The organism is Anthropogastromicrobium aceti (assembly GCF_020687335.1).
In the GTDB taxonomy this organism is placed as follows: domain Bacteria; phylum Bacillota; class Clostridia; order Lachnospirales; family Lachnospiraceae; genus Anthropogastromicrobium; species Anthropogastromicrobium aceti.
Window position 1 is genome coordinate 93,199 of sequence record NZ_JAJEQN010000001.1, and the last position, 15,545, is coordinate 108,743.

Consider the following 15,545-nt stretch of genomic DNA (forward strand, 5'->3'; position numbering starts at 1 on the left):
ATAAGGAGCAAACTTTTTGAGGATTCCTACATGCCAACTGTTATTATTGATCCAGGCCACGGCGGAATGGATCCCGGTGCTGTCTATAAGGGAAGACAAGAAAAAGATGACAATCTTAGACTAGCTCTTGCTGTCGGTGAACTACTCGCTCAAAACGGTGTTGATGTTTTGTATACACGCACAGATGATGTCTATGACAGTCCTTATCGAAAAGCAATGATTGCAAATGAAAGCGGTGCTGATTATCTAATATCCTTTCATCGAAATGCCTCTCCAATCGCAGGAAACGCATCTGGCATTGAAACACTAGTCTATGCTGACCGCGGCGTAGCTGCACAAATGGCACGCGATATTAACAGAGAGCTTGCCGCACTTGGCTTTCGCGATATCGGCGTAATTGAGCGCCCTGGCCTTGCAATTCTTCGCCGTTCTCGCATGCCTGCTATTTTAATTGAAACTGGTTTTATCGACAATGATGCTGACAATCTAAAATTTGACGAGGAGTTTGAGGAAATAGCTGCTGCAATTTCAAATGGCATACTGGAAACACTTAAAAATGAAGGTCAGCTGCCTGATTCAATCTCATCAGCATCTTATCCTCCTGAAATCTCCAACAACACTCAAAATGAACGGCCGCCTTCTCCTCTATCTGACAATACACCTACCTCTAAACTTTACCGTGTTCAAGTCGGTGCATTTAAAAACAGAAATTATGCCTACGAATTAAACTCCCAGCTCACAGAAGAAGGTTTTCCAGCTTTTATTTTAATGGACGGCGACTTGTATAAGGTTCAAGTTGGCGCATTCTCTCGCCTCGAAAATGCAATCCGCATGGAATATCGTCTGCGTGCTGCTGGGTATGACACCTATATTACAACATGACAGTCATTGCAAGAAAGCAAAAAATGGCCCGCCAAACAGCGGGCCTTAATAATTCTAGCTATTCGTCAAATAAATATATGCATCTTCCAAAGTGATATCATTATCCGGGACACAATTTTCATTTGGCTTTTCTTTGCTTAATACTTTCATATGTATTCCATTTTTTACATACTGCTTAGATGAAATAGAATAATTGTTTTCTAACAAACGGGCTTCTTCTGCATTTTGTACCGTACAACTCCAAACACAGCCCTTTGCATTTTCCAGCAATCCACTCACGCTTCCGGAATATAAAAAACTTCCCTTTTTCATAATGGCAAGCTGTGTACAGGTTGCTGCTAAATCTTCTACTACATGAGTGGAAAACAGCACCGTTCTATCCTTTGAAAAATCAACCAGAAGATTGCGGATCCTGATTCTTTCTTCTGGATCTAACCCAGTGGTAGGTTCATCAATAATCAAAAAATCTGGATTATTAAGAAGTGCCTGTATAAGTCCGACACGTCTCTTCATACCACCAGATAATTGCCGCATTTTTTTATTCTGATGCTCTGTAAGAGAAGTCTTTTCCAGATAATAGGTAATTCTTTGTTCAAGGTCATTTCTGGATACTCCTGATAGCCCTCCCATATATAAGAGACATTCTTTTACCGTCAAATTCGGATATAAATCGATTTCCTGCGGAAGATAGCCAATCTTTTTCTGTATTTTCTCATAATTTCCCTCGTTATACAAAATTCCATCAAGCGAAACCATTCCTTCCGTTTGTTTTAAAACGGTTGTAAGAACCCTCATCAAAGTGGTTTTTCCAGCACCATTCTCTCCCAAAAGTCCGTAAATTCCCTTAGGTATTTCAAGAGATGCCTTATTTACTGCAACTACACCATTTTTAAATCTAACTGTTAAATCATTTATTCTAATACTCATAATCTATCCTCTTTTCTTTAAAGCCATTGGTAATACTGCAAATAAAAACAGCCCCGTTATAAAAGACACAAGCGTTCCATAAATCCAACTCTCGGACATTAATTGAGTAGGTTCACAAAAGCTGAAAGAAAACAATCCCAAATTTCCAAAAAATGAACTTCCCGCTTTTGATATAAGTCCAATGACAATTCCAAATAAACATCCTATACCTGCCCACATATTTCCAAGCAATGTACATAAAATCACAGAGCATATACTCCAAAGCCAGATGGTTCCGAACATTGCAATGAAAAATAAAAGAAATATCTGAGTACCCGAAACGCCTTCGTTTACACTGCCCGGTTTTTGCCAGAAAAACAAAACATATCCAACACAGGAAAGTATTAATAAATATAATATTTGAACGCCCACTCTCTGCGATATTACTTTTAACTGCTTTTTTTGATCATACAAATGAAATACATCGGCACGCTTACTTTTTACTTCCATCAAATATGTGTCACTACAAAAAATAATTGTTAAAAATGCTATTGGAGACTGAATTGCTGAACCGATTTCTTCATAGTATACAATCGGATGAATAGCACACAATATCAGTATAAATGCACATGAATAAAAAATCTTATACAACGACAGGCAGTTTTTTAGTTCCGTTTTCAATGAACCCTCCTCCTTTTCCAGATTGTAACAGAAATATATACTAATATAAATGATGAAATTACAAGCATAATCTGATTTATATTTGACATTTTGGCTGCATGTGTTTCAAAAAACCTGCCAGGAAATCGCACCATAATAGAGAACGGTCTCATATAATAAATATCATTCTTCATGGTCAGCAAATTTGAATATATAATGTGTAAAAACAAAACTGGTGCTGCCGGAAGCGGATTTTTAAATATTAATGCTGTAATTGTATAGACACAACATATCATCAAAAGATTCGGCACAATATAGATCAGAGAATTCACGCAAAAATCAATTGGTGTTACTGGAAAGCCCGATTCTAAAGACGTTTTCAAACACAGCATAAAGAATATAACATTCAAAATCACTAATACGCCCAACATACTAATAAATCCGCTTATTACTTTCCCGCATATATATTGGATTGCCGTAATAGGCTTTGTATGTAATAATTCATAGGTATTTTTTCGTGTATCCTGAATAAATAAAAATGATAGCAAGACTGTTGCAAAAAAGGCCATATGCAATCCTGCAAAATCCGTGAACTTTTTGGCAAAGTACCAGGAAAAAGAATGTTCGGATAATTTCCTCTCGATATAATGATTGATTTCTTCTGCTGTCCCCTTATGAATTTCAAGGTCTTCATAAGCATATAATGCATTATAATAGCCATATTGGGATTCCAAAAACTCAGAAGCAGTCTTTACATCCATATTCTGAATTTCTTTCATTACATGATCTGCTTCCTGCCTGCTAAATCCAAAACCATTTTGGGATGTGTCCATTAACGTCTCTTTGATCGTATCTTCCCACTCCCTTCTTCTTTCCTTATCATCAGATGTGGGAATGTACCCATCCATGACATCAGCATCTTCCAATGCTACGTCATTTTGTGTGATCTGTTCATTCTGTTTGATATAATGAATTTGCAAATACGATGACAGACATTGATACATACTGGCAACTATAATAATCAAGCCAATCCACAAAACAGGGTTCTTTAAATAATCAAGTATACTTCTTTTTATGATTGTTTTCATTGTATCTCTTCCTTTCTTTATTTCTTTAACACCATCATACAAATCAATTCTCAATAAATTCACAACAAAAAAGACTAAAACCACTTTATTTGTGATTTCAGCCTTATAAAGTATTTTTATTCAGCTTTGAAAAGAGCTTCTACATGAGCACCGCCTTGTCTGGCATTATATATTTTCAAATTTCCTCCATGCTTTTCACAGAAAATACGAGAAATATACATACCAAGGCCAAAATGCTTTAAATCATCTTGTGGATTCTTATGATAAAATGGTTCTGTTACTTTTTCCTCAGTATCCACAAATCCTATTCCATCATCTTCAACAGAAATTATAAGAAAACCATCCTTTTTCTTTATCTGCAAAGCAATACTTTTTTGTGCATATCGAACCGCATTTTCCAGTAAGTTGTCTATCACTTCCATGACAAGTTCCTCATCCACTTTCACAATGTTTTGTTCCTGCACTCTTTCTACCTTACATAATTTACTTTCCTTCTTGGACAGCATGGCAGCTTCTGCCTCAATCTTTTTTGCCAGTTTTGATAATTCTATCTCTGAGCATTGCAGTTTTCTCTGTTCTAAATGGGACATTTTTCTCATGTTTTCCGTGAAATGCTCTATACGGTCAATCTGATACATGCCTGTTTGTAAGATATCAATAACATCCTCTGTTTTTATACTCTCAGCAGAAACAAACTCTAAGAGCATTTCCTGATACCCACGCAATATGGAAAGTGGAGAACGTATATCATGTGCAATTGCATTCCGCAAAGCCTTCTCGTCATCAATCATTCGCCACATCTTTCTGTTGTTATCTGATAAATCACTTCGCATCATTTCAAATTCTTTACACAAAGTTCCCATCTCATCTTTATTTTCATAGGACACATGAAAATCCAGTTCATTATCTGCAATCATTTGTGAGGCATCTTTTAGTTCCTGTAGAGGTGTCTTTAACTTATTTTTATAAAAAAAGAATACCGCAACAATACTCCCAACAATCGAAAAAATCAGTACCGAATATGTTTCCATAAAGTCACACATTTCCGAAAGATGATGGTCCAAACGATTCATCTGCGATTGATTAGGTCTTGATATCTCAATCTCGTATTTCTTTCCATATTGCTGAAACACGTCCGTATAATCTGCATAATCAATATATTTTTCCCATATTTTATTCTGCATATTTCTTGCAAAATGAACTGTAAATCCAGATAACAGAAATGTTGCCGTTAAGCTGATCACAAAATAAAGCAGAATTGTTTTTTTCAGTGACAAGTTTCTTATTTTTTCCATCGGTATCCAATCCCCCATACAGTTTCTATGTATTCTTTTTCTGAATAATCCGCTATTTTTTTCCTTATACGCCGTACTAATTCCGTTATCGTTCTACTGTCCCCTTGTGCATCATATCCACAGACTTGTGCATATATACGTTCTTTATCAAACACCTGCCCTGGATGCATGGATAAGAATTCAATAATCTGATATTCAATTTTTGTGAACTCCATCCTGTGTCCAGCTATAGCTACTATTTTTTCAGAATAATCAATCAGCATTTCATCCATGAAACGGTATTTTGTTTTTTGTTGATGCCTCTCTTCTCTCTTTATGTTTGTAACAATCCTCGCTTCCAACTCCCGAAGACTAAACGGTTTTGTAATATAATCATCCCCGCCCGAAAGCAGCCCATTAATTTTATCATCTTCATCAACTCTTGCTGTCAGAAATAAAATTGGACATAACACTTTACTGCGTATCAGACGACATACTTCAATCCCATCCATATGTGGCATGTTGATATCCAATAAAATAATATCCGGTTTCATTTTTATTTTATTTAATGCTTCCATTCCGTCTGTAGCTGTAATGGTTTCATATTGTTTCATATTAAAATAACTACAAAGCATTTTCACCAATTCTTTATCATCATCTACAACTAAAATCTTGTATTTCATCCAAACCACCTCCAGTATCCATATTATACGATAAAACACAATAAAAACACAACAATAGTGGCCTTAATAATTGAATATAACAATTCATGCCGAAAGGATACAACCATTAGGTCTATCACTTTCGGCATGAATCATTAACATCACTATTTTCTTTCTTCCACTCTTCATATTGAGCTGAAAAATCTGTTAAAATATCCTGGTAGCCTGCTTTCACTGTTATGATTATACACGCTTATAAATTATTGGTTCATCATATCCAAAAGTTCTCTTTCCATTAACTTCCATGCTTTCCGATACTTCCAGGAAATTGTTGGAAAACTTTTCCCAAAGTTTGAATGTCATTACCGGAGAGAACTGGCTTGTGCTGCCTCCTTCCCAAATTCCGTCCTTTTCATGATAAAGTGCCGGGGTAAATTTTTCAGATTTTTTTAGTTTTGAATAATCAACATTCTTCATAGAATCATATGAAAATGTATTTTTATCTTCTCCTTTGGGAATTTCATAAGAAGAAAGTAAAATTCCCTGTTCTATTTCCGTGATAAGGAAAAGATGTGGAGATGCATGACGTTTCCCATTAATTTCATAATAACTCTCTTCAACAACAAATTTTCCTTTGAAATCTTCAGGAAGGTTATTTATTTTGTCATTACAGATTGTATTTACATGTTCCGCATATGGATATATTTTCCCTTCTGCCTGCATCTTATTAAATTGATCCTTATTATCAAAATGTCCTGTCATCATTCCTACAAAATTTTCAAGTTTCATAATATAATTTACCTCCATGTATTGAACTCGCCTTTCATCAAATACTCCGCCGATCTTACAATTCCATCATACTGATTTTCCAGACCAAACTGCTCTACTGCAAGCCATCCTTCATAACCATCTCTCTTTAAATAGGAAAGAATCGAATCAAGTGGAATATAGCCATCTCCAGCGCTGACCGGGCGAAGACCTTTATTATATGTGCCTGTGATTCCATTTGATGTTGGATTTTCTGTTCCCCTATCCTTGCAGTGGACATGAGCAGTATATGTACGAAGCACCTCATATGCATCTAATATGTTCTCACTACTATAAGCAAAATTCCCAGCATCCAGCGTCCAACAAAGCCCCGGCACCTGTTCCATAAACCATTTTAACGCATTGATTCTAGAACATGGTGACAATGTGCTGTCAAAATCCTCAAGTGTCACAATGACATTCTTTTCTTTTGCATGGGCAACTGCTCTACGAAGACCTGCCATAATATTTTGCACTACCTGATTTGACTGCATAAATGCCACTGTTTTTTCCCAATCATCTGCAGACTCTCCAAATATCTTTGCATCTGCCTCACTGAAAAATCCTGGCACAAGAAGCACACGACTGCAGCCATTTTTTGCGGCCTGATCAATTACATCAAGACATTTTTGTTCTTCTGGATCACTGTCCAAATGACAAAAGCCGTATATGCTGCTTATGACAAGCCTAGCTTTCTTTAAAGACGTTAAAATTGACTGTTCATCATCTTCAGATGACAGCATATCGTAATCCATCTCTATTCCATCAATACCGCTTTTCTTTACGTGTTCAAGCACTTCTTCAAGTGGCTTTTTTGTCTGCTCACATGCTTTTTCGATATGCTCGTAAAATACAGATATTTTCATGGAAGCGTCACCTCTTTTACTTCTGCGCAGTCTAGTGGGCTTGTCTTTCTCACACTTGGCTTACACCAGTACACTGCATTTTTAATGATCTTTTGTACTTCTGGAATATAATAAACCGGGTATTCTTCATGACCAGGTTGGAAATAAAAGATTTTTCCATAACCGCTATGGAATGTGCAGCCGCTTCTGAAAACCTCACCGCATGAAAACCATCCAGTAAAGATCACATCATCTGGTTTTGGAATATCAAAGTACTCTCCATACATCTCTTCTTTTGGGATATCAAAGCGTTCTGGTATTCCCTCTGCGATTGGATGGTAAGGCGCTGTACAGAAGACACGCTCACTTTCTCCATGTTTCCAGCGAAGCGTCATGCTTGTTCCAAGCAGTTCCTTCATAATCTTTGAGAAATGTGCCGAATGAAGTGCAATCAGTCCCATTCCTCTGCGGACATGATCACAGACTCTCTTTGCAACCTCATCCGAAAACTGCTCCTGACGCATATGGCTCCAGAAAATTAGTACATCGGTCTGTTCCAAAACTTCCTCTGTCAGTCCATGCTCCGGCATCTCAAAGGTAGCTGTCTGAATTGACAGTTCCTCGTCTGTCTCCAAAAATTCCTTAATGCAACCGTGAATTCCATTTGGATAAATATGACTTACAGGCTCCTGCTTTTCATGCAAATATTCATTCCATATCGTTACTCGAATCATAGTCGTCCTCACTTCTGCGCAGCCGCGCTTTTTTTCCAGTATAGTTCATTCGAAGTATGTTGTCCATGGTATTCTTAACCAAAAATAACTCCAGCCGAGAACAGCATCTCAACTAGAGTCATTTTTATTTTTATCAATTTTCTCAGTAAATCTTGTCACCTTTCAGATAAACGCTTGGCATTGTTTACGCCGGATTGACATGCACCATGATGTGCTTTACCTTTGGAAATTCGTTCTCAATGCGGTTGTGGACTTCCTCTGCGACTGCATGTGCCTCGCGAAGTGTCTCATTTCCGTCAGCTCCAATTTCAATATCAACATAAATCTTATTGCCAAAGACACGAGTCTTTAACATATCAACTCGAACAACACCCTCCTGCTTACTTGCGCATTCGCGAATTGCCTGCTCGGTCTGTTCATCACATGCCTTATCAACCATTTTGTTAATTGCATCCTTAAAAATATCAAGAGCTGCTTTTTCAATAAAAACACAGATAACAAGGCTGGCGAGTGGGTCCATTAACGGATATCCCATTCTGGAAGCTGCGATACCAACTAATGCACCAACTGAGGAAAGTGCATCGGAGCGATGATGCCATGCATCTGCCATTAAGGCGCTGGAATCTATTTTTTTTGCATGGAATCTTGTGTACCAGTACATTCCTTCCTTTGTTAAAATCGACACTACTGCTGCAACAAGAGCAAGCACACCAGGAACCACAACAACTCCTGTACTCTCTTTTGCAATAGACTGAATTGCTGACCAGCCGATTCCAAGACCTGTTACGGCAAGAACTGTTGCAAGCACAATCGCCGCAACACACTCCATTCGCTCGTGACCATAAGGATGCTCCTTGTCGGATTTTCTGCCAGCCAAATGAATGCCTACCATAACAATAATTGTACTAAATACATCTGAAGCTGAATGAATTGCATCACTGATCATTGCACCAGAATGAGCGATCACTCCGGCGAGAAGTTTGAAAAGAGAAAGCAGTACATTGACAACAATGCTGACAGTTGAAACCTTCATTGCCTCTTTTTCAAACTGTTTTTCCTGCAGATTTGTGTTTTCAATTTGATTCTGATTCATCTGCGGATTTTGTTTTTTTGTTTTTTCCATAGTAGTTACCTCCTAAATAAAAGATGGATTGATAACTCTTTATGGCACTTATTTTTTCGTGGAAGATAAAAAAATACACCCACGAAACCAGTAATTACATATACTGTCCCGCAGATGTCTTCGATCCACTGTCATTTACGACCCGGCCCCAGGAAATCCCCGGCCTGCTCAGTTTGTACTGTATAAAATACTGCAGTGCAAAGAGTAGTTTTGATTAATATATCATATCTATATGACATTGTAAAGTTAAAGTTGCAACTAACTTTTAAAAAAAGAGGGATGAAAAACCATCCCTCTTAACATACATCAACTTGCTTCTACCATATCTGCCAGTCTTCTTGCAGCTGCGGCTAAAACTTTAAGTCCCTCAAAAACTTTCTTCTCATCCGCATCTTTTGGAAATGACTTCAGATAGGAATCTGCTTCTAAGGTAATATATCCCTGATAATTTATTTCTCTAAGTGCTGCTGTGACTTCATCAAAATCAATTTCCATAGAAAATGGGAGCTGATGAGAATCATGAAGTCTGTCATTATCATGCATATGAAGTGCTTCTAGATGATGACCGAGTGCACGAATCATATTGGCTGCTCCTGAGCCTGAGCCTCTCATTTCTGCATGACCAATATCAAGACAGGCAACTAAATAGTCATCATTTACAAGATTTAAATGCTTTAGGAAATCTTCAGATGTTGCGCATGCAGCAAATGATGATTGATCCTTTTCTTCATCCCACATCCACATATTTTCCGTAGCAATCTTTACCCCGCACTCCTTTGCAAATGGAAGCAGTTTCTGATACATCTCGGCATTCTCTTCTGCTGATTTATCATTCTCAGGATGAATGATACAAATTTTTCCTCCAGCTTCTGCCGTGCATTCAATCGCACGCATAAGATATGGTTGCATTGCTGCTGTAGATGGAAATGGTGCATGAGACTGGTTGCATACGATACCATTGTCCAGTCCAATCTGCTTTAATCTTCTTACAAATTTCAAATAATCCTTTGAAGCGAATGGATGAGTGTTTCCTGGAGTAACCTTTCCATTTTTGTCAAGAACACACATTGGAAACATGGATAAATCCCATGCATCAAAGCCTGCTTTTCCAACTAGCTCTACCGCTTTTTCCTCCCCAAATCTCAGTGCTGTAGAGTTAATCTCTGTTGATATTTTCATAAAAAAATTTCTCCTTTATTTTTTGTTTTTTATTTCCCTTTTTTTACTGCGTTTTGATGAATTTTTTTCTTTTTTTTCACCTATTTTTATACATTCCCTATTGTATATATTCCCATATATGTTGTCAATATCATCACCTTATAAATAAAATTCACCTTTTTTAGTCATTATTGCGGTTATTTCTTCCACTTGTCTTTAACATAGTTCTGTGCTAAAGTAGGGCTTGTGTAATAAAACAATATATTTGTTTTAGTGTACTAAACGTTTGCTTTTGGGAGGAGATATCTATGAAATACCTCAGACAATTTCTATTGATTCTTCTAATTTCTTTTATTGGAGAATTGCTTCACGAAGTGTTGCCGCTGCCAGTTCCAGCCAGTGTATATGGATTTGCAATCCTATTTATCGGTCTGTTAAGCGGCGTTATTAAGCTTGCTCATGTGAAAGATACAGGAAAGCTTTTAATTGAAATCATGCCAGTTATGTTTATCCCGGCTGGTGTCGGACTTCTTGAATCCTGGCCGCAGCTTTCGCCTATTGGTGTACCGGTTGCCATAATTACACTTGTTTCAACCGTAGTTGTTATGATAATTTCCGGAAAGATTACACAATTTGTGATTCATAAGGAAGCACAGCGAAAAACTGCTTCCAGTCAAACAAAGGAGGCTTGATCTAATATGCTTGATTTTCTGACTAATTCATTATTTTTTGGCGTTGCTGTAAGTCTTGCCGCCTATGAAGTAGGTTCACTTTTAAAGAAAAAATTTAAATCTCCGCTTTTAAATCCTCTTTTAATAAGCATTATTCTGGTAATTGCAATTCTTGTGGCACTTGATGTTGACTATCAAAGCTACAACATCAGTGCAAAATATTTAAGCTACTTATTAACACCAGCTACTGTCTGTCTCGCGATTCCGCTATACGAACAGATTGAAAAGCTTAAAAGCAACTGGAAGGCAATCGTTGCTGGCATTGTTTCAGGTATCATTTCATGTGTGCTGTGTGTCTATGCCTTCTCCTTAATATTTGGCCTTACACATGAGCAGTATGTTACCCTTCTTCCAAAGTCCATCACAACTGCAATCGGTATGGATGTTTCAACTGAGCTTGGAGGCATCACAACTATTACTGTTGCTGTTATTATCATAACTGGTGTATTTGGAAATATCGTTGGAGAGCCAATCTGCAAGCTGTTTCATATCACAGAGCCTGTCGCAAAGGGTGTGGGAATGGGTTCCTCTGCCCATGCAATAGGAACAGCCAAGGCCATGGAGATGGGTGAAGTCGAAGGTGCAATCAGCAGTTTGTCTATCGCTGTAACAGGTCTTTTAACTGTTATTGCCGCTTCCATTGCCGCAAATCTATATTAAATTATCGTAACTATTCAGAACCCCATTCGCAAAATCGGCAGCACAGAAACTTATCACTCTGTGCTGCCATTTTTATTTTAGCCTGAACATATTTCGTCAAATCTTATTTTGCATACAGTCTTGTTGAGCCTGCCGGCTGATCTGCCGTATTTCCAGCATAGATCTTTCCATCATCACCCTCATACACATAATCGTAAATATTAGGAAGCTTTATTGTGCTGCCATCTGATGTCTCATATGCATTCTGTGACAAGATATAATCGCAGAAGCTTTCTGTATCATATGTATCTGGCTGCTTTTCCATTTCACTCTTGAAATAATCACCAGGTGTTTGTGTGCTCTGTGTACCATTTGAAATCTGCGCAATTAACTGAGTACTCAAATTGCTGGATGCTATGATAAAGCCATCGCTTACCTTTGTATTTAACATGAATAAATTAAAATCATTAAGCCCTTTTTCAAAGGCTGCTGTTGGCGTCATATAAATATAGGTATATGGTGCATTCCATACATAGTAGGTATCTGAGTAGCCAGCTGCTTGTGTCATGCTAAACTGGATAATCTTTGTCATTGTGACAACCTTTGCACGATAGTCGATTCCATCAAGCATAAATGAGTATGTGCGATCTGATGCTGTACATGCCACTCCATCTATCACAACCAGTCCTCCTGACTGTACAGCTGTCTGCTGTTCATCATAGCACTGCTGCGCCAATTCTGTAAGTATATCTTCCTGCTCTGCTGTCACTTCTTCCTCTGCCTCAATTGTAATATCGGTGTCAGTCACAAGACTGCTTATAATAAAATCTGCATAGCCAGATGCATACATTGGTGTCAGCTGTGGATAAGTATTATAAAATAATGCGCCTTCCTCATATAATCCCTGCTGCGCGTACATCTCATCATACATATACTGAACATCTGACATATATGCCATCTGATACATCATATTGCTATCTGATGCCTGAATCTGTACCTGAACTGGACTTGCCGGACTCTGCCACTTGCCGTCTCCCCACCACATAATTTGATGTTCAATCGTATAATCCGACGGTGCATAACAGCGCGCAACAGTTTCATTTGTTTCCTGATCAACGATAGAAGTCAGCGTATACGACACTACTGCATCTGGATCTGCGAAATCTGCTGCATCCCCATTTGTATTATTGTTTTTTGCATCATTGCCTATGTTTCCGACGATACCGCCAATTCCAGGATTTTTAACTCCTTCATTTCCATTTTTAGAATTGATAACACCAGATTTATCTGTATCATCTTGATTTTTTGTTTCCAGATTATCAATCTGATCGTTCTCATCATCTCCATTTTTCAAAAGTGCATTTGCCAGCTTCCAAAGTTCTTCATCACCGGAAATCTCATAGCAAAGGCCATTTGCCTCTAAATGATGACCATTAAAGGAAATTCGGTATGCGCTTGCATCAGCAAATGTGAAATAAAAAATATCGTCACAATCACTGCTTCGCTCAGTTGTCACATTCTTTACCTTAATTGATGACATCGCATCAAAAAATGCCTGAATCTCATCGGCATCAAATGTAGCGACATCAATTCTTGTCTCACCATCCTGACGATATGCTAACGAGAATACCTCATCCTTATTAAAATTCTTTGCAAATTCCTTTACCTCATCTGAGCAATAATCAAAAAGTCCATCACCTGCCTGTGCCTGAGGCTTTGTAACTGACGATTGAATACTTGAATATACTGCCGCCTGCACGCTTACAGCTGAAATTGCCATCCCCATTGCCAAAACACATCCACATGTACTAAAAACTCTTTTTCTTTTCATACAAAACACTCCTTCCATTCCTATTTTACAACGATTCAGAACAAATAAAAAAAATCACTTCTAAGTTCTTATCAACATTATACAGTATGAAATATCTGTTTGAAAGGAATTTACCACTTCTGGCATTGACTTATCTGGCAAATTTTTCTATACTGAAAAAAAATAACATTTTTAAAGGGGGATATCATGACATTTTCTGAACAATTAAACGAATATCTTTCTATTTTAAATTGCAGTGCTAAAGAACTCTCACAAATAAGCGGTCTTTCTAATTCAGTCATAAGCCGCTATCGAAGCGGTGAACGTGTTCCTCGCCCTGAAAGTGAAAAATTAAATCAATTATGCGAAGGAATTTATCTACTTTCAAAAGAAAAAGCAGCTTCTAAGCGTACTTCTGCTTCCATAACGCCTTTTACAAAAGATGAAATCTACACCGCTTTTACAAATACGTTAAAGCAGCCTGATAATAGCCAACTTTGTGAAAATTTCAATCATCTGCTGTTAGCATCCTCTGTCAGCCTTGCTGATCTGGCACGTTTTTTAAATTATGATTCATCTTATCTGTCACGCATACGTTCTGGTTCACGCATCCCTTCTGATCCTGAATGGTTTTGCAGCGAGACAGCTCGTTTTATTGTGCTTCGCACACCGCCTGCTGACCGCATTTTTATTGAAAAGCTGACTGGTCAGTCTATTAAGGATATAAATGATTCTGCGACTCTTTGTCAGCTGCTTTCTGGGTGGCTTTTAAACACAAATACTATTTCACCGCAAATAAACCAAATGCAAAGCTTTCTTGAAAAGCTTGATCAGTTTGACCTTAATAATTTCATTCGTTCCATTCACTTTGATGAATTGAAAGTACCAACTATGCCAATCCAGTTGCCTGGCTCACGCTCCTACTTTGGTATTCGTGAATTTATGACTGCTGAGCTAGACTATTTAAAGACTACCGTTCTGTCACCTTCTATGGAAAACGTGATTATGTACAGCGATATGCCAATGGAAGAAATGTCAAAGGATCCAGACTTTCCTAAAAAATGGATGTTTGGTATGGCGATGCTCCTCAAAAAAGGTCTTCACATAAACATGATTCATAACGTAAACAGACCATTTTCAGAGATGATGCTTGGACTTGAAAGCTATATACCAATGTATATGACAGGCCAAATTAGTCCCTACTATTTAAATGAAACGCCAAACCAGGTTTTTGGTCATTTTCTTAAAGTTTCTGGAACAGTTGCCTTATCTGGTGAATGCATTGCCGGTTTTCATAATGATGGAAAATATTATCTGACAAAGAAAAAGGACGAGGTGTCCTACTACAGACACCGCGCCCAGGCTCTTTTATCACATGCTCGCCCACTTATGAGAATTTTTCGTTCAGACAATGCGATTCAATATAAGACACTGCGAACACGTCTGTTTGCATCCGGCTCTCAGAAAAACATTGTCGCATCACTTCCAATTTATACAATGACAGATGATCTTTTATGCTCTATTTTTGCTCAAAATTATGTTTCAAAATCAGACGCTGCAAAAATCTTCTCCTACACTGCTGCTGAGCGTGCACGTGTTGAATCATTTCTTGCCACAGCTTCTTTAACAGATGAGATCAGTCCAATCGACAAGGCCGAATTTGAGCGCTATCCGCTTCGTCTTTTTCTTGCCGATCTATTTTTGGAACATGATATTGTATATACATGGGATACATATCAAAAGCATCTTGCACTTACAAAACAATATGCCAAAACACATGGCAGTTATTCTTTAAAAATAAGTACTACACCTGCTTTTCGAAATATCCAAATTCAAATTTGCGAAGGAAAATGGGCTATTATCTCGAAAAATAACAGCCCGACAATTCATTTTGTGATTGAGCACAAGAAACTTCGCCATGCCATTGAAAATATGGTGATGCCGCTAGTAGAAACTTAACAGATCACTTTATTCCAAAATGGAAAAATCCCTTTTTCTCATATGGCTCACTCTCGTAGGAGACAAGCTCATATCCGATCTCTTTGATCTTATTTTTTGCCCACGGAATATCCAGTGCGTCCTCGCTGATTACAACAGTCTCTCCATCCTTTGCTGATGAGGAGACTTTTTTTACCTTGAAATTGCTGCGAATCAACTCATTCATATGTGCCTCGCACATGCCACACATCATTCCGTCGATTTTTAATGTTGTCTTGATCATATCTG

16 protein-coding genes and 1 riboswitch are annotated in these 15,545 nt (G+C 37.8%); of the genes, 4 read left to right on the plus strand and 12 right to left on the minus strand.

Translation table 11 applies throughout. The features are described 5' to 3' along the window. The first annotated feature begins 30 nt into the window (after nucleotides 1–30). Nucleotides 31–882 carry an N-acetylmuramoyl-L-alanine amidase gene (locus LKD48_RS00355; RefSeq protein WP_308730801.1) on the plus strand — a complete coding sequence of 284 codons (852 nt, stop codon included), beginning with the start codon at nucleotides 31–33 and terminating at the stop codon, nucleotides 880–882. Nucleotides 883–936: 54 nt separating this feature from the next. Here the strand turns inward: LKD48_RS00355 and LKD48_RS00360 are convergent, their stop codons facing one another. The 10 genes from LKD48_RS00360 to LKD48_RS00405 form a co-directional block, all read right to left on the minus strand. Beyond that, a complete protein-coding gene (locus LKD48_RS00360; protein ID WP_308730802.1) occupies nucleotides 937–1,809 on the minus strand; it encodes an ATP-binding cassette domain-containing protein in 873 nt (290 codons plus the stop codon). 3 nt (nucleotides 1,810–1,812) lie between these two features. Continuing rightward, on the minus strand, nucleotides 1,813–2,298 hold the full coding sequence (locus LKD48_RS00365; RefSeq protein WP_308730803.1) for a transporter: 486 nt from the start codon (nucleotides 2,296–2,298) through the stop codon (nucleotides 1,813–1,815). Between the two features lie 167 nt (nucleotides 2,299–2,465). Beyond that, nucleotides 2,466–3,536, minus strand: coding sequence for an ABC transporter permease subunit (locus tag LKD48_RS00370; RefSeq protein ID WP_308730804.1), 1,071 nt, complete (start codon nucleotides 3,534–3,536; stop codon nucleotides 2,466–2,468). Nucleotides 3,537–3,652: 116 nt separating this feature from the next. Continuing rightward, the gene (locus LKD48_RS00375) at nucleotides 3,653–4,831 is read right to left on the minus strand and encodes a HAMP domain-containing sensor histidine kinase (RefSeq protein WP_308730805.1); all 1,179 of its coding nucleotides are present in this window, start codon (nucleotides 4,829–4,831) and stop codon (nucleotides 3,653–3,655) included. After that, on the minus strand, nucleotides 4,819–5,493 hold the full coding sequence (locus LKD48_RS00380) for a response regulator transcription factor (RefSeq protein WP_117767624.1): 675 nt from the start codon (nucleotides 5,491–5,493) through the stop codon (nucleotides 4,819–4,821). Before LKD48_RS00380 ends, LKD48_RS00375 begins: the two co-directional genes overlap by 13 nt. A gap of 222 nt (nucleotides 5,494–5,715) precedes the next feature. After that, the gene (locus tag LKD48_RS00385) at nucleotides 5,716–6,264 is read right to left on the minus strand and encodes a hypothetical protein (RefSeq protein WP_118612203.1); all 549 of its coding nucleotides are present in this window, start codon (nucleotides 6,262–6,264) and stop codon (nucleotides 5,716–5,718) included. A 5-nt stretch (nucleotides 6,265–6,269) separates the two neighbouring features. Further along, nucleotides 6,270–7,145 carry a sugar phosphate isomerase/epimerase family protein gene (locus tag LKD48_RS00390; protein WP_118612138.1) on the minus strand — a complete coding sequence of 292 codons (876 nt, stop codon included), beginning with the start codon at nucleotides 7,143–7,145 and terminating at the stop codon, nucleotides 6,270–6,272. After that, nucleotides 7,142–7,858, minus strand: a complete 717-nt coding sequence (locus tag LKD48_RS00395) for a ThuA domain-containing protein (protein WP_308730806.1) — start codon at nucleotides 7,856–7,858, stop codon at nucleotides 7,142–7,144. Before LKD48_RS00395 ends, LKD48_RS00390 begins: the two co-directional genes overlap by 4 nt. Before the next feature lie 184 nt (nucleotides 7,859–8,042). Then, nucleotides 8,043–8,951, minus strand: coding sequence for a cation diffusion facilitator family transporter (locus LKD48_RS00400; RefSeq protein WP_308730857.1), 909 nt, complete (start codon nucleotides 8,949–8,951; stop codon nucleotides 8,043–8,045). 131 nt (nucleotides 8,952–9,082) lie between these two features. After that, a riboswitch (NiCo riboswitch) is annotated at nucleotides 9,083–9,163 on the minus strand. Between the two features lie 124 nt (nucleotides 9,164–9,287). Next, nucleotides 9,288–10,160 (minus strand): sugar phosphate isomerase/epimerase family protein, encoded by an 873-nt coding sequence (locus LKD48_RS00405; RefSeq protein ID WP_308730807.1) that lies wholly within the window; start codon nucleotides 10,158–10,160, stop codon nucleotides 9,288–9,290. A 287-nt stretch (nucleotides 10,161–10,447) separates the two neighbouring features. Between LKD48_RS00405 and LKD48_RS00410 the strand changes: the two genes are divergently transcribed. Beyond that, nucleotides 10,448–10,831, plus strand: a complete 384-nt coding sequence (locus LKD48_RS00410) for a CidA/LrgA family protein (RefSeq protein ID WP_118612133.1) — start codon at nucleotides 10,448–10,450, stop codon at nucleotides 10,829–10,831. Nucleotides 10,832–10,837: 6 nt separating this feature from the next. Continuing rightward, nucleotides 10,838–11,530, plus strand: a complete 693-nt coding sequence (locus tag LKD48_RS00415) for an LrgB family protein (protein ID WP_066563672.1) — start codon at nucleotides 10,838–10,840, stop codon at nucleotides 11,528–11,530. Between the two features lie 103 nt (nucleotides 11,531–11,633). On the opposite strand, the gene LKD48_RS00420 is transcribed toward LKD48_RS00415, so the two are convergent. Beyond that, a complete protein-coding gene (locus tag LKD48_RS00420; RefSeq protein WP_308730808.1) occupies nucleotides 11,634–13,340 on the minus strand; it encodes a hypothetical protein in 1,707 nt (568 codons plus the stop codon). A gap of 186 nt (nucleotides 13,341–13,526) precedes the next feature. On the opposite strand from LKD48_RS00420, the gene LKD48_RS00425 reads away from it, so the two are divergent. Continuing rightward, nucleotides 13,527–15,278: a helix-turn-helix domain-containing protein gene (locus tag LKD48_RS00425; RefSeq protein WP_308730809.1), complete on the plus strand. Its 1,752-nt coding sequence runs from the start codon at nucleotides 13,527–13,529 to the stop codon at nucleotides 15,276–15,278. 4 nt (nucleotides 15,279–15,282) lie between these two features. Here the strand turns inward: LKD48_RS00425 and LKD48_RS00430 are convergent, their stop codons facing one another. Then, complete coding sequence (locus LKD48_RS00430; RefSeq protein ID WP_308730810.1) at nucleotides 15,283–15,540, minus strand: heavy-metal-associated domain-containing protein; 258 nt, start codon at nucleotides 15,538–15,540, stop codon at nucleotides 15,283–15,285. Nucleotides 15,541–15,545 lie beyond the last annotated feature (5 nt).

Bases quoted from the DNA above. Each gene is read 5' to 3' on its own strand.
- LKD48_RS00355 (WP_308730801.1), top strand. From the start codon at position 31: ATGCCAACTGTTATTATTGATCCAGGCCACGGCGGAATGGATCCCGGT.
- LKD48_RS00360 (WP_308730802.1), bottom strand. From the start codon at position 1,809: ATGAGTATTAGAATAAATGATTTAACAGTTAGATTTAAAAATGGTGTA.
- LKD48_RS00365 (WP_308730803.1), bottom strand. From the start codon at position 2,298: ATGGAAGTAAAAAGTAAGCGTGCCGATGTATTTCATTTGTATGATCAA.
- LKD48_RS00370 (WP_308730804.1), bottom strand. From the start codon at position 3,536: ATGAAAACAATCATAAAAAGAAGTATACTTGATTATTTAAAGAACCCT.
- LKD48_RS00375 (WP_308730805.1), bottom strand. From the start codon at position 4,831: ATGGAAAAAATAAGAAACTTGTCACTGAAAAAAACAATTCTGCTTTAT.
- LKD48_RS00380 (WP_117767624.1), bottom strand. From the start codon at position 5,493: ATGAAATACAAGATTTTAGTTGTAGATGATGATAAAGAATTGGTGAAA.
- LKD48_RS00390 (WP_118612138.1), bottom strand. From the start codon at position 7,145: ATGAAAATATCTGTATTTTACGAGCATATCGAAAAAGCATGTGAGCAG.
- LKD48_RS00395 (WP_308730806.1), bottom strand. From the start codon at position 7,858: ATGATTCGAGTAACGATATGGAATGAATATTTGCATGAAAAGCAGGAG.
- LKD48_RS00400 (WP_308730857.1), bottom strand. From the start codon at position 8,951: ATGAATCAGAATCAAATTGAAAACACAAATCTGCAGGAAAAACAGTTT.
- LKD48_RS00405 (WP_308730807.1), bottom strand. From the start codon at position 10,160: ATGAAAATATCAACAGAGATTAACTCTACAGCACTGAGATTTGGGGAG.
- LKD48_RS00410 (WP_118612133.1), top strand. From the start codon at position 10,448: ATGAAATACCTCAGACAATTTCTATTGATTCTTCTAATTTCTTTTATT.
- LKD48_RS00415 (WP_066563672.1), top strand. From the start codon at position 10,838: ATGCTTGATTTTCTGACTAATTCATTATTTTTTGGCGTTGCTGTAAGT.
- LKD48_RS00420 (WP_308730808.1), bottom strand. From the start codon at position 13,340: ATGAAAAGAAAAAGAGTTTTTAGTACATGTGGATGTGTTTTGGCAATG.
- LKD48_RS00425 (WP_308730809.1), top strand. From the start codon at position 13,527: ATGACATTTTCTGAACAATTAAACGAATATCTTTCTATTTTAAATTGC.
- LKD48_RS00430 (WP_308730810.1), bottom strand. From the start codon at position 15,540: ATGATCAAGACAACATTAAAAATCGACGGAATGATGTGTGGCATGTGC.